The organism is Pseudomonas sp. S09G 359, assembly GCF_002843605.1.
Taxonomy (GTDB): Bacteria; Pseudomonadota; Gammaproteobacteria; order Pseudomonadales; family Pseudomonadaceae; genus Aquipseudomonas.
Map to the genome: position 1 here is coordinate 1,827,295 of NZ_CP025263.1, position 23,401 is coordinate 1,850,695.

16 protein-coding genes are annotated in these 23,401 nt (G+C 59.9%); 14 read left to right on the top strand and 2 right to left on the bottom strand.

Going from position 1 to position 23,401, the window contains the following annotated elements:
* Position 1 precedes the first annotated feature (1 nt).
* Together ubiG and CXQ82_RS08320 are read right to left on the bottom strand one after the other, a co-directional pair.
* On the bottom strand, positions 2–700 hold the full coding sequence (ubiG, locus tag CXQ82_RS08315; RefSeq protein WP_101267821.1) for a bifunctional 2-polyprenyl-6-hydroxyphenol methylase/3-demethylubiquinol 3-O-methyltransferase UbiG: 699 nt from the start codon (positions 698–700) through the stop codon (positions 2–4).
* A 64-nt stretch (positions 701–764) separates the two neighbouring features.
* Positions 765–2,096, bottom strand: a complete 1,332-nt coding sequence (locus CXQ82_RS08320) for a TRZ/ATZ family hydrolase (protein WP_101267823.1) — start codon at positions 2,094–2,096, stop codon at positions 765–767.
* Between the two features lie 109 nt (positions 2,097–2,205).
* Between CXQ82_RS08320 and mtnA the strand changes: the two genes are divergently transcribed.
* The 14 genes from mtnA to CXQ82_RS08390 all read left to right on the top strand — a co-directional run bounded on the left by mtnA (position 2,206) and on the right by CXQ82_RS08390 (position 23,378).
* On the top strand, positions 2,206–3,276 hold the full coding sequence (mtnA, locus tag CXQ82_RS08325) for an S-methyl-5-thioribose-1-phosphate isomerase (protein ID WP_101267824.1): 1,071 nt from the start codon (positions 2,206–2,208) through the stop codon (positions 3,274–3,276).
* A gap of 130 nt (positions 3,277–3,406) precedes the next feature.
* Complete coding sequence (locus tag CXQ82_RS08330) at positions 3,407–8,326, top strand: membrane-targeted effector domain-containing toxin (RefSeq protein ID WP_101267826.1); 4,920 nt, start codon at positions 3,407–3,409, stop codon at positions 8,324–8,326.
* A 326-nt stretch (positions 8,327–8,652) separates the two neighbouring features.
* Positions 8,653–11,307: a DNA gyrase subunit A gene (gene gyrA / locus CXQ82_RS08335; protein ID WP_101267828.1), complete on the top strand. Its 2,655-nt coding sequence runs from the start codon at positions 8,653–8,655 to the stop codon at positions 11,305–11,307.
* Between the two features lie 231 nt (positions 11,308–11,538).
* A complete protein-coding gene (gene serC, locus CXQ82_RS08340; RefSeq protein ID WP_101267830.1) occupies positions 11,539–12,624 on the top strand; it encodes a 3-phosphoserine/phosphohydroxythreonine transaminase in 1,086 nt (361 codons plus the stop codon).
* Positions 12,624–13,718, top strand: coding sequence for a prephenate dehydratase (gene pheA, locus CXQ82_RS08345; protein ID WP_101267831.1), 1,095 nt, complete (start codon positions 12,624–12,626; stop codon positions 13,716–13,718). Before serC ends, pheA begins: the two co-directional genes overlap by 1 nt.
* Positions 13,719–13,727: 9 nt before the next feature.
* A complete protein-coding gene (hisC, locus tag CXQ82_RS08350; protein WP_101267833.1) occupies positions 13,728–14,840 on the top strand; it encodes a histidinol-phosphate transaminase in 1,113 nt (370 codons plus the stop codon).
* Positions 14,841–14,868: 28 nt separating this feature from the next.
* A complete protein-coding gene (locus CXQ82_RS08355; RefSeq protein WP_256581934.1) occupies positions 14,869–17,079 on the top strand; it encodes a bifunctional prephenate dehydrogenase/3-phosphoshikimate 1-carboxyvinyltransferase in 2,211 nt (736 codons plus the stop codon).
* A complete protein-coding gene (cmk, locus tag CXQ82_RS08360) occupies positions 17,076–17,765 on the top strand; it encodes a (d)CMP kinase (RefSeq protein ID WP_003172653.1) in 690 nt (229 codons plus the stop codon). Before CXQ82_RS08355 ends, cmk begins: the two co-directional genes overlap by 4 nt.
* Positions 17,766–17,885: 120 nt before the next feature.
* Positions 17,886–19,577: a 30S ribosomal protein S1 gene (gene rpsA / locus CXQ82_RS08365; protein ID WP_101267837.1), complete on the top strand. Its 1,692-nt coding sequence runs from the start codon at positions 17,886–17,888 to the stop codon at positions 19,575–19,577.
* 161 nt (positions 19,578–19,738) lie between these two features.
* Positions 19,739–20,023, top strand: coding sequence for a hypothetical protein (locus CXQ82_RS08370; protein ID WP_101267839.1), 285 nt, complete (start codon positions 19,739–19,741; stop codon positions 20,021–20,023).
* A gap of 110 nt (positions 20,024–20,133) precedes the next feature.
* Positions 20,134–20,430: an integration host factor subunit beta gene (ihfB, locus tag CXQ82_RS08375; RefSeq protein ID WP_048382534.1), complete on the top strand. Its 297-nt coding sequence runs from the start codon at positions 20,134–20,136 to the stop codon at positions 20,428–20,430.
* Positions 20,431–20,454: 24 nt separating this feature from the next.
* Positions 20,455–20,685 carry a LapA family protein gene (locus CXQ82_RS08380; protein WP_101267840.1) on the top strand — a complete coding sequence of 77 codons (231 nt, stop codon included), beginning with the start codon at positions 20,455–20,457 and terminating at the stop codon, positions 20,683–20,685.
* A gap of 542 nt (positions 20,686–21,227) precedes the next feature.
* Positions 21,228–22,262, top strand: coding sequence for a polysaccharide biosynthesis protein (locus tag CXQ82_RS08385; protein ID WP_101267842.1), 1,035 nt, complete (start codon positions 21,228–21,230; stop codon positions 22,260–22,262).
* Positions 22,263–22,265: 3 nt separating this feature from the next.
* Entirely contained in the window at positions 22,266–23,378 is a 1,113-nt protein-coding gene (locus CXQ82_RS08390) for an NAD-dependent epimerase/dehydratase family protein (RefSeq protein ID WP_101267844.1), read from the top strand.
* Positions 23,379–23,401: the final 23 nt, after the last annotated feature.

Below are 23,401 nucleotides of genomic sequence, written 5' to 3' on the forward strand. Positions count from 1 at the left end.
CTCACTCCTCGCGCAGGGTCTGGATCATGTAGTTGACGTCAACGTCGTTGGCCAGCTTGTAGTGCTTGGTCAGCGGGTTGTAGGTCAGGCCGATGATGTCTTTTACGCTGAGACCGGCCTGGCGGCTCCAGGCACCCAGCTCGGACGGGCGGATGAATTTCTTGAAGTCATGGGTGCCGCGCGGCAGCAACTTCATGATGTATTCGGCGCCGATGATCGCGAACAGGTAGGCCTTGGGGTTGCGGTTGATGGTGGAGAAGAACACCTGGCCGCCCGGCTTGACCATACGGAAGCAGGCGCGGATCACCGAAGACGGGTCCGGCACGTGTTCGAGCATCTCCAGGCAGGTCACCACGTCGAACTGTTCTGGCATCTCTTCGGCCAGGTCCTCGGCGGTGATCTGGCGGTATTCCACGTTCACGCCCGACTCCAGCTGGTGCAGTTGGGCCACGGCCAGCGGTGCTTCGCCCATGTCGATACCCATCACGGTGGCGCCGCGCTGGGCCATCGCTTCGCTGAGGATGCCGCCGCCGCAACCGACGTCCAGCACCTTCTTGCCGGCCAGGTTGACGCGTTCGTCAATCCAGTTGACCCGCAGGGGGTTGATGTCATGCAGGGGCTTGAATTCGCTCTCGCGGTCCCACCAGCGGTGAGCCAGGGCTTCGAATTTGGCGATTTCGGCGTGGTCGACGTTGCTCATGGTGAATCCTCTAAACCTGATAAATCGGTGTGTCGGTGCTGAACCCGCAGGTTCAACAGCGTCGTTATTCGTTGTGCCCGCTGATGCGTTGGCCCCAGGCAATGGCGGTGGCGGTCAACTGTTGCTCATCCATGCGGGTCAATTGCCGGTCGTCGAGCAACTGCTTGCCGGCGACCCAAAGGTGTTTCACGCAATCGCGCCCGGTGGCATATATAAGTTGTGAGACCGGATCGTAGATCGGTTGTTGCGCCAGCCCGGAAAGATCGAAGGCCACTATATCCGCGGCCTTGCCGACTTCCAGCGAGCCAATCTCGCTGTCCAGGCCCATGGCACGGGCACCGTTGAGCGTGGCCATGCGCAGGGCGCGGTGGGCATCCAGGGCCGTGGCCGAACCGGCGACGGCCTTGGCCAGCATCGCTGCGGTGCGGGTCTCGCCCAGCAGGTCGAGGTCATTATTGCTGGCGGCGCCGTCGGTGCCGATGGCCACATTGACCCCAGCCTGCCACAAGCGCTCCACCGGGCAGAAGCCACTGGCCAGTTTCAGGTTGGACTCCGGGCAATGGATGATGCTGGTGTTGCTTTCTACCAGCAAAGCCAGGTCATCCTCGCTGATTTGGGTCATATGAACGGCCTGGAAGCGCGGGCCCAGCAGCCCGAGGCGGCCGAGTCGCGCCAATGGCCGCTCGCCGGTCTGCTCGACAGCCTGTTGTACCTCAAAGGCGGTTTCGTGCACATGCATATGGATCGCGGCGTCCAGCTCTTCGGCGATTACGCGGATCTTTTCCAGGTTGGCATCGCACACGGTGTAGGGCGCGTGGGGGCCAAAGGTGATCTTGATGCGTGGGTGGTGCTTGAGGTCGCCGAACAGCTCGATGCCCTGGCGGATCGCCTCGTCGGCGTTGCTGGCGCCGGGAATTGGGAAGTCGAGGATCGGAATCGCGATCTGCGCGCGCATGCCACTGTTGTGCACGCAATCGCTGGCGACCTTGGGGTAGAAGTACATGTCCGAGAAGCAGGTGATGCCGCCCTTGAGCTGTTCGGCGATGGCCAGGTCGGTGCCATCACGCACGAACGCCTCATCGACCCACTTGGCCTCGGCGGGCCAGATGTGTTTTTCGAGCCAGGTCATCAGCGGCAGGTCGTCGGCCAGGCCGCGAAACAGGCTCATCGCCGCGTGCCCGTGCGCGTTGATCAGGCCGGGGCTGAGCAGCATGCCCGGCAGTTCGCGGACTTCGCTGGCGGCCAGCTTCAGCGCGGCGGCCCGTGGGCCGATAAACGCAATGCGCCCATCGCGGATGCCCAGGGCGTGTTCCTTGAGTACCACGCCGGCGGGTTCGACAGGTACCAGCCAGGTCGGCAGTAGCAGCAAGTCGAGCGGGGCGGCAGTGGAGGTCATCGCGGGCTTCTTCCTGGGCAGCTATAAAAGAAGGGCGAAGTATACCCGAGCGTCCGGGCTGGCGGATCGCTATAATCGGCGGCTTTTGTTGATGAGTACGGGGTGAGGGATGCGCGATCGACTGTTGGCAGCGGAGAAAGTGAAGGCCATCGATTGGCGTGATGGCGCACTGCACCTGCTCGATCAGCGCGCGCTGCCGTCCCGGGAAAGCTGGGTGGCGTGTTCCACGGTCGCCGAGGTGGCCGCGGCCATTCGCGCGATGGTGGTGCGCGGCGCGGCGGCCATTGGTATCAGCGCCGCCTATGGCCTGGTACTGGCTGCCCGTGAGCGCATCGCGCAGGGCGATGAGTGGCAGGCGGCGTGGGAAGAAGACTACGCGCTGCTGGCCGATACCCGACCGACTGCGTCCAACCTGTTCTGGGCCCTGAAGCGCATGCGCGACCGCCTGGACCGCGTCAAGACGCATGCCGACCCGCTGGCGGTGCTGGAAGCCGAAGCGATCGCGATCCATGAAAGTGACCGCGAAGCCAATCTCGTCATGGCCCAGCTCGGCGTTGAGCGCATTCGCAAGCACCAGGGCAATGCCCAGGCGATTCTGACCCACGGCAACGCCGGTGCCCTGGCCACGGGCGGTGTCGGCACGGCCCTCGGGGTGATTCGCGCGGCCTTTCTCGAGGGCTTGGTCGAACAGGTCTACGTCAACGAAACCCGCCCGTGGCTGCAAGGTTCGCGGTTGACCGCCTGGGAGCTGGCGGGCGAGGGCACCCCGGTGACGGTGAATGCCGACTCGGCGGGCGCGCATATCCTCAAGACCAAGGGCGTGACCTGGGTGATCGTCGGCGCCGATTGCATTGCCGCCAATGGTGATGTGATCAGCAAGATCGGCACTTACCAGCTGGCGGTATGCGCCATGCACCATGGCGTGCGTTTTATGGTGGTGGCGCCGAGTTCGACCCTGGACCTGATGATGGCCACTGGCGAGGACGTTGCCCTGGAAGAGCGCGATGCCGATGAGTTGTTGGAGGCTAATGGTCAACGGCTGGCGGTGCAGGCGTTCAATCCAGTATTTGACGTGACCCCAGCGGATTTGATCGACGTGATCGTCACCGAAAAAGGCGTCGTCGAGCGGCCGGACGCCGCCAAGCTGGCCAAGCTGATGTGCCGTAAACGCCTGCATTAAGTAACGCGGGCGGCAGATGTCTACTGCCCATCGCGGCGGTGTGCCTTGCAGAGTAGGCCTTTGAGCACTCTCAGGGCATTCACCCATGGTTACAACCGCTTCATCCTCCCTCGCCCCAGGCGCCGACGAAATGCGTGGCGTGCTCCCGGAGCCCAGTCGGGCCTGGCATCTGGAGCAGTTGCAGCACGCCGTTGTTTTCAGGCAGCGCCTGCTCCGCCATCAGCCGTCCCTGGCGAGTGTCAGCCAAGGGTTGTTTCGGCTTTCGATCAATGCTGCATTCAGCGGTCAAGGGATTGACCCAGAAAAGGTTTTTCTTCTTGAAGGGCGTCCGCAAGGTGCATCACCGCGCTCCATGATGCAGGTGATGCAAGAGGCGCTCGTGTCGGGGCGCGTGCCACAGGCCGCTGAAATCGTCGGGTTTTGCGCGGTTGAGGATGGCGATGGGCGCCGTACGACGCTTACCGGCATTGATTCGACAGTCTTCGCTGAGGTCGCCACCGAGCACCTGCGTGGGCTGTTTGAGCACTACACACTCAAGTTGCGCCACTTTTGGTGCAGCCCTGTCCGTCAAGCGGGTGACATTGCCATGCGTGATGCCTTGCTTCGTTACTGGCGAAGCGAGCTTGAGGCGGAGGCTGCGCTGCGACGCGCCGATAACCTTGCGGATCCGACGCAAGGGATCAGCGTCGAGGGCTTGTCGCTGATGCAAGGGCTGGCGCGCCACGAGGTGCATGCAGCGAGACGGGTAGAGGTTGTGACGTACAGCGTGGCCATTCGCGGTGCAGCGCACGATATCGACCTTGGCGCGAGCATGGTTCTTGCGCCGCCAGGTGGTTTGTTCCGCAGCAAGCCAGTGCTGTTGTCCACCCCGCAACGGGGCCTGGAGGCGTTTGCCTCCGGGGCGGCGCTGCTCAACGAGCTGAATTTGCGCCAGGTCACACCCGATGCTCGTGATGAGCTGCTACTGAATGTCTGCGTGTGTGACCGTGCACGGGCGCTCGATGTGCTCGTCAGCGGGCGCGGCAGTTGGGCGATCGTCGAACGTTCCTCCGACCGTGAGGGTTCGCTATTGGGGCCGTTTCTGGATGCGCAGCTGGCTCAGCAGCAGGCCAACCTCCGCGCCGCTTTTGTGCCTCCCAGGCCTGGCCTGCAGGCGCGGGTCGCAGCAGCGCTGGCGCTTACAGGCGGTATGCCGGGAGATCTGGCGCGTAGGCCGCTGAGGCCCGATACCTTGCCGGTTGTGCCGTCTGCCGACCTCGCGGTGGGCGATCAGCAGCACAATCTGATGCGCCAGCTCGACGCACTCAACGCCCTGACGGGCAGGGTGCTCGAGGGATCACCTGGGTTTGATCGGTTTTTCCAGGCGCAGTTGAGGGCGATGTTTCCAGCCATGGGCGAGCCGATCAGCCCGCTGCAAATTTATCTCAGCCGTTATCGTCTCGATGAGCAGGGGCAAAAGCACCTGCTGTCCTGTCAGACATTGAAGTCGGCGCTTGCGCGGTCATTGGCAATCACTGGGGTCGAAGGCCCTGGGGCGGACGGCCAGGCGCAGGCGTTCTATACAGAGCCCGATACGCTGGATGACGCTTATCGGCTGCAACCGGTCGGCACACTGAGCAGCTTGGCGGCGGCACTGAAAACGGCATACCCGACGCTGTTGCGTGAGTTTTGGCACAGCTTTCAGGGGGGCCGTGGCTCCCGACAGGACCTGCTGGTGAGCCTGCGCAAACAGCTGTTAGCCACTGAAGCGGCCTTGCGCACGGTAGATGGCACTTTAACAGTGGTTAGTCGGGCGCTGATTGACGACGTGCTGAAATACCCGGCGCATAGCGCCCGCATGCTGGCGTTTCCACAGGCGCCGCGCCCGCAGGTTTTTGCCGTATGCCTGGCTGACGGTTCGCGATTCGCCGGGGTCTTTGCCCTCAGTGCCGACAGTGCGGAGCCTGCGGGCGGGGCGCTGGTTTTCTGGAGCCCGAGCGAGGGTTTCGAGGCGTTTTCCGACCTGGCTGCGCTGCGTGAGGCGCTCTGTCGGCGTCTGAATGAGGGAGGGGATGCGGGCGTGTTACTGGCGAGCAGTTTGCCTTTGGCGATGCGTGAACAGAAAACCGGAAGCTGGGACGACCCCCTGGCTTTTACCCTGGCGGCGGTCACGGATGATTGTGTGGCTGATGCCGTTGGGGCCCTGATCAGCCGGCAGCAGCAGGATCTAGCGTCAGTGCTGCGCAGTGACACCGCGCTGGAGATCGGCCGGGTGGGGTTGATTGTCGACCTTGTACCCCAATTGGATGTCGCCACGCTGTTTGTCGCCCGCAACCGTTACCTGGAAGAGGCGTTGGTGCCCGCGTGGCAAAAAGCGTTGGGTGCGCAAGATCGGCAACATTTGCTGAACCTGGAAACGGTTGCCAGGGAAAGCAATCGGGCGCTGGCGACCTTGCTTCAGGCGATTCCCAGCTTGTCCGGTTATGCCAAGGAAAAGCTGCGACTCAAGCTGCAGGCCTTTCTGGAGACCCACGGTTTACCCGGTACCGCTGCGGGCCTGATCGATCCGGACAGCGTAATGGTGGTCAGATCGGAGTCAGTCAGGGTTAATTACGTGCCCGGTCCAGGCATCACGCGCCCCATTGAGCGGGTGTCGGTGGAGCGCATGAGCCTCACCGACCTGGCGTTGAAGAACCTGAACCCATGGGAAAAGAGCCTGTCGTGGAGTTCAAGCGAAAGCATGGGCGCCGTTCTCACCTACGCCGACGGCGCAACCGTGTTCAACCGTGCCGGCGAGGCGCTCAGCCTTACCAAGGAGGTGCTTGAGGACTGGGTGAAGGGCATCAACGTGGGTCATCACTACCGGGAAGATATTCTCAAGCAAGCGTTTGCCCCGCCGACGGCATCAGAGCAGGCCCGTAGCATGGCGCAGGCGTGGATGGCGGCACAGGCGTCCACCCTGGCCTACGAGGCGGCGCTGGCCAGCTTGAGCCAGATTGCCTACAGCACTGCGCTTTCTGAAGACCCCGGCAAAAAACGCGGCGCACAGTGGGTGGCGGCGGTGTTGGCGTCTGAGGTGCCGCACACCAGGCCGAAAGTCGACGGTCGGTCGGTTGTGGCGAACTTCCTGACGGTCGGCACTCCGAATCTGGACGCCGAGAGCGGTGGGAGCCAGCTGGTACACGGCGTGATTATTTTTACCACCGCCAGTGACCCCGAGTGGGTGCTGTATGCGCCGGACGCGCCTGATGGCCGGGAGTTGCGCGAGGTCTCGGGGGCGCTGGCCCTACGCGACCTGCTGGAGCAGCTGCAATGGCAGCGCTACTGGGTCGCGCGGCTTCTGGTCAGGGGGCCGTATGCCATTGAGCGACCGCTGAGTCTGTGGCCCACGCTCGCCCGCATTGCCGGCTTTCTGACCAGGAAACTGACGGATCCACCGCTCAGGCAGCACCTACTGCCGTTGGCCTTGAACCTTGTGCCGTGTGAAGCGCCTTTGTTGCAAGGCCTTTACGTTTTGCAGGTGGTGCGTTTAATGGAGGTTGCCGGGCGCGGGGCGGTCAGTAATGCGCAAGTCAGCCGCCAGTCGGCCTTCAACAAGGTGATGTTCGGGATTGAAGTGGCGGGGCAGCTGCTGGATATGTTTCCCTGGGTGACGCATTGGGTTTCCTCGACTGCAAGGGTTTGGGGGCGTTTGGCGCGAACTGCTGTGCAGACCTTCCGTGCTCGCGGGCAGAATATTCCAGGGCTGATACTGCGCCTCGGGCCAGGCGGGCGATGGCTGCCCACCATGGAGGCGGCCGCTGAGCGCGCGGTTTCGATCGGGGTCAAGCCTTTGCAAGTGTACGTCCCGAGATTTCAGGCGCCGGCCACCACCCGACTGCCACTTTTGCAGGTGCCCGAGACTGCCCCCTCCGTTTCATTCATCCCCAAGGGGTGGCATACCTCGGCGCTGCCGCAGAAACAGGCCGAAACGCTCCTGAGCGGGCTTGAGCCCAACAGCCGGGGAATTTATCGCACGGCGGCAGGCGAATATCTGATACGCCCGATAGACGCCAACGGGCAGGCGGCGGTGTACCGCATCAAGGCTGACTTCAAGTTATACAGTGGGGCTGATCTGACGGTGCAGGTCATCGACGCATCCAGTCGCATTGAGGTAGGGCTGTTGCATGCCGGGGCGCGTGGGCAGTGGCAGTCTGTCGCGGTCAAGGGGGCGGGCGCAGGCGTGTTCTCCAAACCGGTACGGGATCTGCCGGAGGCGGAATATCTGTTGACCGATGGGTATGCGGAAAATAAACACGGGATTCTCTCGCTCTCCCAAGAGCTCATCGCGTTTTACGATGATTGGTTCAAGCGGGATTGGCAGCGTTTTTTTAAAGAAAATATTCCGCCGGCCCGGCCTGCGACGCCGGTGCTGGCACCCACCGCAACGGTGATTGACCTGATCAAAAGCATCTTTGATAACGGTTATGGCTTGGTGTTGGGCGAACGGCATAGCGAAATGGCTTGCGTTACCTTTCTGCAAGACAACATGCAGACCTTGTATGGCAACGGCGTGCGCACGCTTTTCATCGAGGGAAGCCATGCGACCGAGGATGCCACGCTTTGGGTGCGGCCAGGTTCCGGGAACGAAGCGCGTCGTCGTGTGGCCAGCAAAGCGAGCGCGTGCGGGATGGCGGTTCGAGGCCTGGATGATGATTATCTGACCTTGCACCGAAATCGCGACACGGATGTCCCACACATCAACATTCAGACCCGACTGCAGGAGATGAATTATTTTGCGGTCCGGCAAATTGAAACTTATCACCCTCCCGGTAGCGACGATGGCAAGTGGGTCGCCTGGGTTGGCGCCAACCATATGAACACTGCGGAGGGGGTGCCCGGCCTTGCCGAGCTGACGGGGACGCTGGGGCTGCTGGTGAAGGATGCGAAACCCCTGCAGCGCATGGCGATCAAGATTCCCGGGGAGCGCCTTTATACGCCGGGCGGGCCTGTGGGCGATGTGCAGCTTGAGCTGGATGTCAGCCTTTCTGGCGCGCGCGCGCCCAGCGGGGCTGTCAATTTCCAGGAATGATCGCTTTTGCGCCCTCGGATGCGCTGGATTCGTGACTGAAAATCGCATCTGATTGGCTTCTGAGCCCCTCTCGTCGCCCTCAAGCCTGTCACCCGTCAACTTACTATGCTCCATGCGCATCAGGGGGATAGGTGCGTGGCGGCGATTGTGATAACATCCGGCGGTTTCCAGGGCCGCCCCGAGGGGTTGCCTATAACGTGCAGATCCGTGTCATAACTCGTTGATTTGTCGTAAGTCGTTGTCAGGCACTCTGCCGGCAGCGGCGAGCTTCGTTCGTCCCATATGGATGCGACGAGGTTTCACCCGAAAAAGGAATCAGGCTTCTCATGGGCGAACTGGCCAAAGAAATCCTCCCGGTCAATATCGAAGACGAGCTGAAACAGTCCTACCTCGACTACGCGATGAGCGTAATTGTCGGTCGGGCACTGCCTGATGCGCGCGATGGCTTGAAGCCCGTGCACCGGCGTGTGCTGTTCGCGATGAGCGAGCTGGGTAACGACTGGAACAAGCCGTACAAGAAATCTGCCCGTGTTGTCGGTGACGTGATCGGTAAGTATCACCCTCACGGCGACACTGCGGTGTACGACACCATCGTTCGGATGGCCCAGCCGTTTTCCCTGCGCTACCTGCTGGTAGACGGCCAGGGTAACTTCGGTTCCGTGGACGGCGACAACGCCGCCGCCATGCGATACACCGAAGTGCGCATGACCAAGCTGGCGCACGAACTGCTGGCCGACTTGCACAAAGAAACCGTGGACTGGGTGCCGAACTACGACGGCACCGAAATGATCCCGGCGGTCATGCCGACCAAGATCCCCAACCTGTTGGTCAACGGCTCCAGTGGTATCGCCGTGGGCATGGCCACCAACATCCCGCCGCACAACCTCGGTGAAGTCATCGACGGTTGCCTGGCCCTTATCGACAACCCTGAGCTGACCGTCGATGAGCTGATGCAATACATCCCTGGTCCGGACTTCCCGACCGCCGCGATCATCAACGGTCGCGCCGGCATCATCGAAGCCTACCGCACCGGTCGTGGCCGCATTTACATGCGCGCCCGCTCGATGATCGAAGACATCGACAAGGTCGGTGGCCGCCAGCAGATCGTCATTACCGAACTGCCCTACCAGCTGAACAAGGCGCGTCTGATCGAGAAGATCGCCGAGCTGGTTAAAGAGAAGAAGCTCGAAGGTATCACCGAGCTGCGCGACGAGTCTGACAAAGACGGTATGCGCGTGGTGATCGAGCTGCGTCGTGGCGAAGTGCCTGAGGTTATCCTCAACAACCTTTACGCCCAGACCCAGCTGCAAAGCGTGTTTGGTATCAACGTTGTGGCACTGATCGACGGCCGCCCGCGTATCCTGAACCTCAAGGATCTGCTCGAAGCCTTCGTCCGTCACCGCCGCGAAGTAGTTACCCGCCGTACCGTGTTCGAACTGCGCAAGGCCCGCGAGCGCGGCCACATCCTGGAAGGCCAGGCCGTTGCGCTGTCGAACATCGACCCGGTGATCGCCCTGATCAAAGCCTCGCCAACCCCGTCGGAAGCCAAGGAAGCGCTGATCAGCACACCTTGGGAATCCAGCGCCGTGGTGGCCATGGTTGAACGCGCCGGCGCCGACTCGTGCCGTCCGGAGACCCTGGACCCGCAATACGGTCTGCGCGAAGGCAAGTACTTCCTGTCGCCGGAACAGGCTCAGGCCATTCTGGAACTGCGCCTGCACCGCCTCACCGGTCTGGAGCACGAGAAGCTGCTGGCCGAGTACCAGGAGATTCTCAACCAGATCGGCGAGTTGATCCGCATCCTCAGCAGCGCCGTGCGCCTGATGGAAGTGATCCGCGAAGAACTGGAAGTGATCCGCGCCGAATACGGCGACGTGCGTCGCACCGAAATCCTCGATGCTCGCCTCGACCTGACGCTGGGTGACATGATCCCGGAAGAAGAGCGCGTGGTGACCATCTCCCACGGCGGTTATGCCAAGACCCAGCCGTTGGCTGCGTACCAGGCCCAGCGTCGTGGCGGTAAAGGTAAGTCGGCTACTGGCGTGAAGGATGAGGACTACATCGCTCACCTGCTGGTCGCCAACAGCCACACCACGCTGCTGCTGTTCTCCAGCAAAGGCAAGGTGTACTGGCTCAAGACCTACGAAATCCCGGAAGCGTCCCGCGCCGCCCGTGGTCGCCCACTGGTCAACCTGTTGCCTCTGGACAGTGATGAATACATCACCACCATGCTGCCGGTAGAGGAATACACCGAAGGTCACTTCATCTTCATGGCCACCGCCAAAGGCACCGTGAAGAAGACCCCGCTGGAATCCTTCAGCCGTCAACGCAGCGTGGGCCTGATCGCCCTGGAACTGGACGAAGGCGACGTGTTGATTTCCGCGGCCATCACCGATGGCGAGCGTGAAGTCATGCTCTTCTCCGATGGCGGCAAGGTCACGCGCTTCAAGGAATCCGACGTTCGCGCCATGGGCCGTACCGCCCGCGGTGTGCGCGGCATGCGCCTGCCGGAAGGGCAGAAGCTGATTTCGATGCTGATCCCGGAAGAAGGCAGCCAGATCCTCACCGCTTCGGCGCGTGGTTACGGCAAACGTACCGCCATCAGCGAGTTCCCGGAGTACAAACGTGGCGGCCAGGGCGTAATCGCCATGGTCAGCAACGACCGCAACGGCCGTCTGGTCGGCGCGGTCCAGGTGCTCGACGGCGAGGAAATCATGCTGATTTCCGACCAGGGCACCCTGGTACGTACCCGTGTCGCTGAAGTGTCGAGCCTGGGTCGTAACACCCAGGGCGTGACGCTGATCAAGCTGGCCAAGGACGAAAAACTGGTGGGCCTGGAGCGTGTGCAGGAGCCGTCGGAAGTCGAAGGCGAAGAGCTGGAAGGCGAGGAATTTGAAGGCGAGGTGATCGCAGCAGGCGATGACAACGTCGACGAGCCAACCCTCGACGCTGCCGCAGACGAAGAAGAACCGCAGGAATAAGCGGACACACAGGGGGCGGATGAAGATTCGCCCCCTTGTTGTTTGTCCGGATGGAAATATCGACAGCTATGGAGATCCAGTGTGGGAGCGGGCTTGCTCGCGAAAGCGGTCTGACATTCAGTAAAAATGTCGCTTGTTGGATCGCATTCGCGAGCAAGCCCGCTCCCACATTGGGTCGGGTGTCGGCTGATATGTTTGTGTGACTACCACCAGATCAGAGTGAGATTGGATGTGAGCAAGAGAGCCTATAACTTCTGTGCCGGTCCCGCGGCGCTTCCTGAAGCAGTCCTGCAGCGTGCGCAGGGTGAACTCCTCGACTGGCATGGAAAAGGCCTCTCCGTGATGGAAATGAGCCATCGCAGCGATGAGTTCGTGTCCATTGCCACCAAGGCCGAGCAGGACCTGCGCGACTTGCTGGGCATCCCCTCCAACTACAAAGTGCTGTTCCTGCAAGGCGGCGCGAGCCAGCAGTTCGCCCAGATTCCGCTGAACCTGCTGCCGGAAGACGGCACGGCCGACTATATCGACACCGGTATCTGGGGTCAGAAGGCCATTGAAGAGGCTTCGCGTTACGGCCACGTAAATGTTGCCGGTACCGCCAAGCCCTACGACTACTTCGCTATCCCCGGTCAGAACGAGTGGAACCTGTCGAAGGACGCGGCCTATGTGCACTACGTCGCGAACGAAACCATCGGCGGCCTGGAATTCGACTGGGTGCCGGAAGTGGGCGACGTGCCACTGGTGTGCGACATGTCTTCGGACATCCTCTCGCGTCCGATCGACGTGTCCAAGTACGGCATGATCTACGCCGGTGCGCAGAAGAACATCGGCCCGAGCGGCATCCTGGTCAACATCATCCGTGAAGACCTGCTAGGTCGCGCCCGCTCGCTGTGCCCGACCATGCTCAACTACAAGGTCGCGGCCGATAACGGCTCGATGTACAACACTCCGCCGGCGTTCGCCTGGTACCTGTCGGGCCTGGTGTTCGAGTGGCTCAAGGAGCAGGGCGGCGTGGCTGCCATGGGCAAGCTCAACGAAGAGAAGAAGCGCACCCTGTACGACTTCATCGACGCCAGCGGCCTGTACAGCAACCCGATCAACCTCACCGACCGCTCGTGGATGAACGTGCCGTTCCGCCTGGCCGACGACCGCCTGGACAAGCCATTCCTGGCCGGTGCCGACGCGCGTGGCCTGCTGAACCTCAAGGGCCACCGCTCGGTGGGTGGCATGCGCGCCTCCATCTACAACGCTGTCGACATCCACGCGATCAACGCGCTGGTTGCCTACATGGCAGAGTTCGAAAAGGAACACGGCTAATGTCTGAGCAAGAACTCAAGGCCCTGCGTGTACGCATTGACAGCCTGGACGAGAAAGTCCTGGAGCTGATCAGTGAGCGTGCGCGCTGCGCCCAGGAAGTGGCACGGGTGAAGATGGCGTCCCTGGCTGAAGGCGAAGTGCCGGTGTTCTACCGGCCGGAGCGTGAAGCCCAGGTGCTCAAGCGTGTGATGGAGCGCAACAAGGGCCCGTTGGGCAACGAGGAGATGGCGCGGTTGTTCCGTGAAATCATGTCTTCGTGCCTGGCGCTGGAGCAGCCGCTGAAAGTGGCGTACCTCGGTCCTGAAGGCACCTTCACTCAAGCGGCGGCGATGAAGCACTTCGGCCATGCGGTGATCAGCAAGCCGATGGCGGCGATCGACGAAGTGTTCCGTGAAGTGGCAGCCGGTGCGGTGAATTTTGGCGTGGTGCCGGTGGAAAACTCCACCGAAGGCGCGGTCAACCACACGCTGGACAGCTTCCTCGAGCACGACATGGTGATCTGCGGCGAAGTCGAGCTGCGTATCCACCACCACCTGCTGGTGGGCGAGAACACCAAGACCGACAGCATCAGCCGCATCTACTCCCACGCCCAGTCCCTGGCCCAATGCCGCAAGTGGCTGGACGCCCATTACCCGAATGTCGAGCGTGTGGCGGTGTCCAGCAACGCCGAGGCGGCCAAGCGGGTCAAGGGTGAGTGGAACTCGGCGGCCATCGCCGGTGACATGGCAGCAGGCCTGTACGGCCTGACGCGCCTGGCCGAGAAAATCGAGGACCGCCCGGACAACTCCACGCGCTTCCTGATGATCGGTAACCAGGAAGTGCCGCCGACCGGCGACGACAAGACCTCGATCATCGTCTCCATGAGCAACAAGCCCGGCGCGCTGCATGAGCTGCTGGTGCCGTTCCACGACAACGGGATTGACCTGACGCGTATCGAGACTCGTCCTTCGCGCAGCGGTAAATGGACTTACGTGTTCTTTATCGACTTCGTCGGCCACCACCGCGACCCGCTGGTCAAAGGTGTGCTCGAGCAAATCAGTCAGGAAGCCGTGGCACTCAAGGTGCTGGGCTCTTACCCGAAAGCGGTTTTGTGAGGCTTTAACATGAGTGGCAACTTCCTCGCCCTGGCACAGCCGGGCGTGCAACAACTGTCGCCTTACGTTCCAGGCAAACCTGTGGACGAGCTGGCGCGTGAGTTGAATCTGGACCCGTCCAACATCGTCAAGCTGGCGAGCAACGAGAACCCGCTGGGCCCGAGCCCCAAAGTGCTGGCGGCGATTCGCGAAGAGCTGGCCGAGCTGACCCGTTATCCGGACGGCAACGGCTTTGCCCTCAAATCGCTGCTGGCCGAAAAGTGCCGGGTAGAGCTGAACCAGGTGACCCTCGGCAACGGCTCCAACGACATTCTTGAGCTGGTCGGCCGTGCCTACCTGGCGCCGGGCCTCAATGCGGTATTCAGCGAGCACGCGTTTGCGGTCTATCCGATCGTCACTCAGGCCGTTGGTGCTGACGCGCGCGTTATTCCGGCCAAGGACTGGGGGCATGACCTGCCGGCGATGCTGGCCGCCATCGACGCCCAGACCCGCGTAGTGTTCATCGCCAACCCGAACAACCCGACCGGCACCTGGTTCGATGCGCAGGCGCTGAATGAATTCCTGCAGGATGTGCCCGAGCACGTGCTGGTGGTGCTGGACGAGGCTTACATCGAGTACGCCGAGGGCAGCGACCTGCCGGACGGCCTGGACTTCCTGGAGGCCTACCCGAACCTGCTGGTGTCGCGCACCTTTTCCAAGGCCTATGGCCTGGCGTCGTTGCGCGTCGGTTATGGCCTGTCCAGCGCGGTCGTGGCCGACGTGCTGAACCGCGTGCGCCAGCCGTTCAACGTCAACAGCCTCGCCCTGGCGGCGGCCTGTGCAGCGGTGAAGGATGCCGAGTACCTGGAGCAAGGTCGCCGCATCAACGAAAGCGGCATGCTGCAATTGCAGGCAGGCTTTGCTGAGTTGGGGTTGGGCTGGATTCCGTCCAAGGGCAACTTCATCTGTGTCGACCTCGGCCAAGTGGCCGCGCCGGTCTTCCAGGGTCTGCTGCGCGAAGGTGTGATCGTGCGTCCGGTGGCCAATTACGGCATGCCGAACCACCTGCGTATCACCATCGGCCTGCCGGCGGAAAACGCCCGCTTCCTGGAGGCGCTGGCCAAGGTCCTGGCTCGTGGTTGATGTCACTGCATTGCAACCTGCTGTGCCTATGATCGGTCGCCTGGTGGTGGTCGGCCTGGGGTTGATCGGTGGCTCCTTCGCCAAAGGCCTGCGTGAAAGCGGGCTGTGTGGCGAAGTGGTCGGTGTGGACCTGGACCCGCAATCGCGCAAGCTGGCGGTTGAATTGGGCGTGGTGGATCGTTGTGAAGCCGACCTGGCGCTCGCGTGCCAGGGTGCGGATGTGATCCAGTTGGCCGTGCCGATCCTGGCCATGGAGAAGTTGCTGGGGATATTGGCCGGCATCGACCTGGGCCAGGCGATCCTCACGGACGTTGGCAGTGCCAAGGGCAATGTGGTGCACGCTGCGCAACTGGCCTTTGGCGGCATGCCGGCGCGCTTCGTGCCGGGCCATCCGATTGCCGGTTCCGAGCAGAGCGGGGTGGAGGCGTCCAATGCGCAACTGTTCCGTCGCCATAAAGTGATCCTTACGCCGCTTGCGCAAACCGACCCGGCAGCCTTGGCGGTGGTGGATCGCCTTTGGCGCGAGCTGGGCGCGGATGTGGAGCATATGCAGGTCGAGCGCCACGACGAAGTATTGGCGGCGACCAGCCATTTGCCGCATCTGCTGGCGTTTGGTCTGGTGGACTCGTTGGCCAAGCGCAACGAAAACCTCGAGATTTTCCGTTACGCCGCCGGTGGTTTCCGTGATTTCACCCGGATCGCCGGCAGCGATCCGGTGATGTGGCACGACATCTTCCTCGCCAATCGCGAAGCAGTGTTGCGCACCCTGGACACCTTTCGCAGTGACCTCGACGCCTTGCGTGACGCGGTCGATGCCGGAGATGGCCATCAATTATTGGGCGTGTTCACCCGTGCGCGGGTGGCGCGTGAGCATTTCAGCAAGATCCTGGCGCGCCGGGCCTACATGGAAACCGCTGTGAACGCCGATGAGCTGACCTTCCTCGCCAACCCCGGCGGCCGCTTGAGCGGGCGCATCCGGGTGCCGGGCGACAAGTCGATCTCCCATCGCTCGATCATGCTCGGTTCGCTGGCTGAAGGCGTGACGGAAGTCGAGGGCTTCCTTGAAGGCGAAGACGCCCTGGCCACCTTGCAGGCGTTTCGTGACATGGGCGTGGTGATTGAAGGGCCGCACCATGGGCGCGTGACCATCCATGGGGTGGGTTTGCATGGCCTGAAGGCCGCGCCGGGGCCGATCTATCTAGGCAACTCCGGTACGTCCATGCGCCTGCTGTCAGGGTTGCTGGCGGCGCAAAGCTTTGACAGCGTGTTGACCGGCGATGCGTCTTTGTCCAAGCGTCCGATGAATCGCGTGGCCAAGCCGCTGCGAGAAATGGGCGCGGTGATCGAAACCGGGCCGGAAGGGCGCCCGCCGCTGACTATTCGTGGTGGGCAGGGTTTGAAAGGCGTGGCCTATTCGATGCCGATGGCCAGTGCGCAGGTCAAATCCTGCCTGTTGCTGGCGGGTTTGTATGCCGAAGGTAAAACCTCAGTGACTGAGCCTGCGCCGACCCGCGACCATACCGAGCGCATGCTGCGCGGGTTTGGTTATCCGGTGGCGGTGGAGGGCGCGACGGCGTCGGTGGAGTCCGGGCATGCGCTGACCGCTACCCATATAGAAGTGCCGGGGGATATTTCTTCGTCGGCGTTTTTCCTGGTGGCGGCGTCAATTGCCGAGGGTTCCGAGCTGTTGCTGGAGCATGTCGGCGTCAACCCGACCCGCACGGGGGTGATTGATATCCTGCGGCTGATGGGCGCGGACATCACCTTGGAAAACCCACGCGAAGTGGGCGGCGAGCCGGTTGCTGACCTGCGGGTGCGCTCGGCGCCGCTGCAGGGTATCGATATTCCCGAAGCGCTGGTGCCTTTGGCGATTGATGAGTTCCCGGTGCTGTTTGTCGCGGCGGCCTGTGCGCAAGGGCGCACCGTGCTGCGTGGGGCGCAGGAGCTGCGCGTGAAGGAGTCCGACCGTATCCAGGTGATGGCCGACGGTCTGCAGGCGTTGGGTGTGAAGTGTGAACCAACCCCTGATGGGATTATCATTGATGGTGGCCTGATCGGCGGCGGCGAAGTGCATGCCCACGGTGATCATCGGATCGCCATGGCGTTCAGTGTGGCGTCCCTGCGGACGGCTGCACCGATTCGTATCCGTGACTGCGCCAACGTTGCTACGTCTTTTCCGAATTTTCTTACACTGTGTGCCCAAGTCGGCATCCGTGTTGCCCAAGAGGCTCAATTGTGAATATCAAAGCACCGGTGATTACCATCGACGGGCCAAGCGGCTCGGGCAAAGGCACGATCGCCGGCATCCTGGCCAAGCGCCTGGGCTGGTGCCTGCTGGATTCCGGCGCGCTGTACCGCCTGCTGGCCTTCGCCGCACGCAACCATGGCGTCGACCTGACCAACGAAGAATCCCTGAAGCTGCTGGCGGCGCACCTCGATGTGCAGTTCGTCGGGGCGACGGAAGGTCATCCCCAGCGCATCATCCTCGAAGGTGATGATGTAACTGATGACCTGCGCAACGAACAAGTCGGCTCCTGGGCTTCCCAGGTTGCCGCGCTGCCGGCCGTGCGTGACGCTTTGCTGCAGCGTCAGCGGGCATTTCAGGAGCCGCCGGGCCTGGTCGCCGACGGTCGAGACATGGGCACCGTGGTGTTTCCCGAGGCGCCGCTGAAGATTTTCCTCACGGCCAGCGCCGAGGAGAGGGCTCGCCGCCGCTACTTGCAGTTGAAGGGCAAAGTCGATGGTGTTAGTCTGTCGAGTCTGCTAGATGAGATCCGTGCACGCGATGAGCGTGATACACAGCGCGCAGTAGCCCCGCTTAAACCGGCGGCTGATGCCATACAGCTGGATTCCACGGAGTTGTCCATCGAGCAGGTGCTGGAACGCATCTTGAGTGAAATCGCCATTCGCGATATCGCCGGGTGATCAAGAAGGCCGCAGGGGACCAGTCATAGTCCTGCGGTGGCTTCTTTTAACTGAAACTGACCCATACCGTCTGGGGTGTGGAGATGGGCGTATTCTTCGCCCTTATCAACAGGAATTAAAATGAGCGAAAGCTTTGCGGAACTCTTTGAAGAAAGCCTAAAAACCCTGAACCTTCAGGCAGGCTCCATCATCACCGGTGTTATCGTTGATATCGATTACCAAGCTCGCTGGGTAACCGTTCACGCTGGTCTGAAGTCTGAAGCTCTGATCCCGCTGGAACAGTTCTACAACGATGCTGGTGACCTGACTATCAATGTCGGTGACGAAGTTCACGTTGCTCTGGACTCGGTTGAAGACGGTTTCGGTGAAACCAAGCTGTCCCGTGAAAAAGCCAAGCGCGCTGAATGCTGGATTGTTCTCGAAGCAGCCTTCGCAGCTGAAGAAGTGGTCAAGGGCGTTATCAACGGTAAGGTTAAAGGCGGCTTCACTGTCGACGTTAACGGCATCCGTGCGTTCCTGCCAGGTTCTTTGGTCGACGTTCGTCCTGTGCGCGACACCACGCACCTGGAAGGCAAAGAACTCGAATTCAAGGTCATCAAACTCGACCAGAAGCGCAACAACGTTGTCGTTTCCCGTCGCAGCGTCCTGGAAGCAGAGAACTCCGCCGAGCGTGAAGCTCTGCTGGAATCCCTGCAGGAAGGCCAACAAGTCAAAGGTATCGTCAAGAACCTCACCGATTACGGCGCATTCGTCGATCTGGGTGGCGTCGATGGCCTGCTGCACATTACCGACATGGCTTGGAAGCGTATCAAGCATCCTTCCGAAATCGTCAACGTTGGCGACGAGATCGATGTAAAGGTTCTGAAGTACGATCGTGAGCGTAACCGCGTTTCCCTGGGCTTGAAGCAGCTGGGCGAAGATCCATGGGTTGCTATCAAAGCTCGTTACCCAGAAAGCACTCGCGTAACCGCGCGTGTTACCAACCTGACCGACTACGGCTGCTTCGCAGAGCTGGAAGAAGGCGTGGAAGGCCTGGTACACGTTTCCGAAATGGACTGGACCAACAAAAACATCCACCCTTCGAAAGTCGTACAAGTCGGCGACGAAGTGGAAGTTATGGTTCTGGACATCGACGAAGAGCGTCGTCGTATCTCCCTGGGCATCAAGCAGTGCAAATCTAACCCATGGGAAGATTTCTCTGGCCAGTTCAACAAGGGCGATAAAATCTCCGGCACCATCAAGTCGATCACCGATTTCGGTATCTTCATTGGTCTGGACGGCGGCATCGACGGCCTGGTTCACCTGTCCGACATCTCCTGGAACGAAGTTGGCGAAGAAGCTGTTCGTCGTTTCAAGAAGGGCGACGAGCTGGACACCGTTATCCTGTCGGTTGACCCAGAGCGCGAGCGCATCTCCCTGGGCATCAAGCAACTGGAAAGCGATCCGTTCTCCGAGTACGTTCAAGAGAACGACAAAGGCGCCATCGTTAAAGGCACTGTGAAAGAAGTTGACGCCAAAGGCGCCATCATCGTTCTGGCCGACGATATCGAAGCGACTCTGAAAGCCTCCGAAATCAGCCGTGACCGCGTTGAAGACGCGCGCAACGTTCTGAAAGAAGGCCAGGAAGTAGAAGCCAAGATCATCAGCGTTGACCGCAAGAGCCGCGTAATCCAACTCTCCATCAAGTCGAAAGACGAAGTTGAAGAGAAAGAAGCTATCCAGAGCCTGCGCGACAAGCCAGTCTCCTCGGATACCCCAGTTGACACCACTCTCGGTGCTCTGCTGCGTGCGCAAATGGAAAAACAGAACTAAGTTCTGTCAGACCATAGAAAAAGGGCGACTTCGGTCGCCCTTTTTTGTGCCTGAAATTCGTTGAATCAACCACTGAGAACCAAGCCTTACGGTTCAGTGTCAGAACTGTCTATAGTCTTCATGAAAGCTGTTCCAGCGTAGTGGTTTTAATAAGGATTTGAATGAACAGGCTTATCGTCTTATTCGTCGTGGTAATGCTTGCAGGCTGTTCCGCCACCAGCGCCAAGACCCACGCCAGGCGCGGCGTCAGCGGCATCGAGGTCGACTGCTCGGGCCTTGGCAATAACTGGGACAAGTGCGAGAAACGCGCGGCCCGTGAGTGCAAGATGCAGGGCTACAAGGTCATCACTCGATCCAGCGATGCCAAGGACGAGGAGGGCGACTACCTGTTCGGCTGGAACCCCGCCGGCGCAGTCACCCGCACCATGCTGGTGATCTGTAATTGAGGGCTCAAGATGCGTGCAGATATGTTGCTGCGTGGGCTGTTCAAATTCATCAAGTCATGCTAAAACCTTCGAAGCGCTTTTCCTAGCTGCTTGAAAAAGAAGGGAAAAATATGACGAAGTCGGAGTTGATCGAACGAATTGTCACCCATCAAGGGCTGCTCTCATCCAAGGATGTGGAGCTGGCCATCAAGACCATGCTCGAACAAATGTCCCAGTGCCTGGCAACGGGGGATCGGATTGAGATCCGTGGGTTTGGTAGCTTTTCGTTGCACTACCGTGCACCGAGGGTTGGACGGAATCCGAAGACTGGGCAGTCGGTGAGTCTGGATGGGAAGTTTGTGCCTCATTTCAAGCCGGGGAAGGAGTTGCGGGATCGGGTGAATGAGGATGAGGAGGAAGACGTCTGAGTAGGTTTGAATTGGGAGAATTTTATGCATGGGGCTAAGCGTTTTGTATTAGTTGTGGTGTTTCTATTCTTCGCTTTGGCCGTTGTGGCTTTTGTGCTGGAGAACCAGCAAAGTGTGGCGCTTTCGTTCCTCGGTTGGTCGACGTCCGAGCTCCCGGTTTCCGTCATTGCAACATTGGCATTAGTGGTGGGAATGCTCATTGGGTTCGCGCCGGGCCTGATGGTCGGACGCAAAAAAAATTACCAAAAAAGCTGATCGGCTTTACGTCCCGGCAGCGCTTTTGAATGAGCCTGGAGCGCCGTAATCGTGTTTATATTTAATTTGTTGCAGCATTCAATTACCTTCGGCGGCGTAATTTTAAGCAAAGAGGCGAGTTTCAATCCCGCTTCTGAATGTGACGTCTAAGTTAGTGAAGAAAATGAACGTTTGTTTGTGTGAAATTATCCTTCATATCTAGATATGGCCCCGTCAGCGCCATTCTCCGTTTATGCCAGCCAAGCTGGATGAGCGCCGCATAGCAGTATCAAGGCGTTTTTTTATGCTTCCGGTGCCGGTGTTCGCTTTTGACTTTAAGGGCGCAGGCCTTAAAATAGTCGCCAATTTCCATACCTTTCATCTTTAATTGCACCACGCAGCGCTTGTTTTTCGGGCTGTTTGCTAGCGAGCTTCGACGTTTCCTTGAGCCTCTTTTCGTTGAGTATTATGGGGCGGCCTATCTGTTTGCTGGTCGACAGACATTAAGGTGAGTGGCCGGCTAGAAGCTTGTCGTGCTGTGCGCGTTGCTTTAGGACTTACCTATGTTCAACGGAAAAACGCTTCTCATCACCGGTGGCACCGGCTCATTCGGCAATGCCGTTCTCAAGCGTTTCATAGAGAGCAATATTGCTGAAATTCGCATCTTCAGCCGAGATGAGAAAAAACAGGATGACATGCGCAAGCGCTATGCCAATGCCAAGCTGAAGTTTTACATAGGCGACGTGCGCGACTACCAGAGCGTGCTAAATGCGACCCGGGGTGTGGATTATATCTTTCACGCGGCGGCGCTCAAACAAGTGCCATCCTGCGAATTTCATCCCATGGAAGCGGTGAAAACCAATGTTATCGGGACCGAAAATGTCCTGGAAGCTGCCATTCAGAACACTGTCAAACGAGTGGTGTGTCTCAGCACTGACAAAGCTGTGTACCCGATCAATGCCATGGGCATCTCCAAGGCAATGATGGAAAAAGTCATGGTGGCGAAATCCCGCAACGTAGATGATGCGAAGACCGTCATCTGCGGCACGCGCTACGGTAATGTCATGGCTTCGCGCGGGTCTGTTATCCCGCTGTTCATCGAGCAGATTCGTGCAGGTAACGCGTTGACGTTGACTGATCCGAGTATGACTCGCTTCATGATGACTCTGGCCGATGCCGTGGACCTGGTGTTGTATGCTTTTGAGCATGGTCGCAACGGGGACCTGTTTGTTCAGAAGGCGCCGGCTGCGACCGTCGAAACGTTGGCCAAGGCATTAACCGAATTGGTCGGCAAACCTGAGCATCCGATTCAAATAATCGGTACACGGCATGGCGAAAAGCTTTTTGAGGCGTTGTTGAGCCGTGAAGAAATGGCCTGTGCTGAGGATAAAGGCGATTATTACCGTATTCCTCCCGACTTGCGTGACCTGAACTATTCCAAGTTTGTGGAGCAGGGCGAGGAAAAGATCTCTCGCACTGAGGATTACAACTCCCACAATACGCAGCGACTGGATGTGGCGGGTATGCAACGCCTCTTGCTCAAGCTTGAGTTCATGCAGGCTATTCAGCGTGGCGAACCTGCTACGCCGGAGGAGTGAGCCATGAAGGTATTGATCACTGGGGCCAATGGTTTTGTCGGTAAGAACCTGATCGCGCATTTCAACGAGCGCAAGGATGTCGAGGTTGTTGCCTTTACCAGGGATAACAGCGTCGCTCAGTTGCCCTCGCTACTCTCTGACGTCGACTTTGTCTTTCACCTGGCGGGTGTCAATCGGCCGCAATCATCGGATGAGTTCAAAGTCGGTAATACCGATCTGACCCGCGCTCTATGCGAGGCAATCAAGACAAGCGGCAAGCCTGTACCGGTGCTTTATGCCTCGTCGACCCAGGCTGATCGCGATAACCCATACGGCACCAGTAAATTGGCGGCCGAGCAGTGCTTGCAGGATTTACACGCAAACCATGGCTCCAGGGTTTGCGTCCTGCGCTTGCCTAATGTGTTTGGCAAGTGGGCTCGGCCAGATTACAACTCGGCGGTGGCGACCTTCTGTCACAATATCACTCGTAGCTTGCCGATACAGATCAATGATCGAGACGCCAAAGTTGACCTGGTATATATCGATGACGTGATCGGTTGTTTCATTCGTGTCATGGAGGCGGACCCAGCCTCTGTCGTTCAGATATCGCCGGTATACAGTATCACGGTGGGAGAGTTGGCTGATCAGTTGTATGCGTTCCGTGATAGCCGTGGCACGTTGGTCAGTGAGGCTGTCGGTACGGGCCTGGTGCGTGCACTTTATTCCACCTACGTCAGCTATCTGCCCGTAGAGCAGTTCACCTACGACGTTGCAAAGTATGGCGATCCGCGTGGTGTATTCGTTGAAATGCTGAAGACCAAGGACAGCGGGCAGTTTTCCTACTTTACCGCACATCCTGGTGTGACGCGTGGTGGTCATTACCATCACAGTAAGACCGAGAAGTTCCTGGTTATCAAGGGCAAGGCGTGCTTCCGTTTTCGCCATATCGTATCCGGCGAGTTCTATGAACTATTCACCGAGGGTGAGTTGCCGCGAGTGGTGGAGACGGTGCCTGGTTGGACTCACGACATCACCAATGTCGGCGAAGAAGAGATGATCGTCATGCTCTGGGCCAACGAAATTTTTGATCGTGAGCGGCCGGATACTTTTGCGATGCCGGTCGGTATTCAAGCCTGAGGCCGGGTGTGTGGGGGCCGTGC

Bases quoted from the DNA above. Each gene is read 5' to 3' on its own strand.
- CXQ82_RS08385 (WP_101267842.1), top strand. From the start codon at position 21,228: ATGTTCAACGGAAAAACGCTTCTCATCACCGGTGGCACCGGCTCATTC.
- CXQ82_RS08390 (WP_101267844.1), top strand. From the start codon at position 22,266: ATGAAGGTATTGATCACTGGGGCCAATGGTTTTGTCGGTAAGAACCTG.
- CXQ82_RS08370 (WP_101267839.1), top strand. From the start codon at position 19,739: ATGAACAGGCTTATCGTCTTATTCGTCGTGGTAATGCTTGCAGGCTGT.
- CXQ82_RS08380 (WP_101267840.1), top strand. From the start codon at position 20,455: ATGCATGGGGCTAAGCGTTTTGTATTAGTTGTGGTGTTTCTATTCTTC.
- gyrA (WP_101267828.1), top strand. From the start codon at position 8,653: ATGGGCGAACTGGCCAAAGAAATCCTCCCGGTCAATATCGAAGACGAG.
- mtnA (WP_101267824.1), top strand. From the start codon at position 2,206: ATGCGCGATCGACTGTTGGCAGCGGAGAAAGTGAAGGCCATCGATTGG.
- CXQ82_RS08320 (WP_101267823.1), bottom strand. From the start codon at position 2,096: ATGACCTCCACTGCCGCCCCGCTCGACTTGCTGCTACTGCCGACCTGG.
- hisC (WP_101267833.1), top strand. From the start codon at position 13,728: ATGAGTGGCAACTTCCTCGCCCTGGCACAGCCGGGCGTGCAACAACTG.
- pheA (WP_101267831.1), top strand. From the start codon at position 12,624: ATGTCTGAGCAAGAACTCAAGGCCCTGCGTGTACGCATTGACAGCCTG.
- CXQ82_RS08355 (WP_256581934.1), top strand. From the start codon at position 14,869: ATGATCGGTCGCCTGGTGGTGGTCGGCCTGGGGTTGATCGGTGGCTCC.
- CXQ82_RS08330 (WP_101267826.1), top strand. From the start codon at position 3,407: ATGCGTGGCGTGCTCCCGGAGCCCAGTCGGGCCTGGCATCTGGAGCAG.
- ubiG (WP_101267821.1), bottom strand. From the start codon at position 700: ATGAGCAACGTCGACCACGCCGAAATCGCCAAATTCGAAGCCCTGGCT.
- ihfB (WP_048382534.1), top strand. From the start codon at position 20,134: ATGACGAAGTCGGAGTTGATCGAACGAATTGTCACCCATCAAGGGCTG.
- rpsA (WP_101267837.1), top strand. From the start codon at position 17,886: ATGAGCGAAAGCTTTGCGGAACTCTTTGAAGAAAGCCTAAAAACCCTG.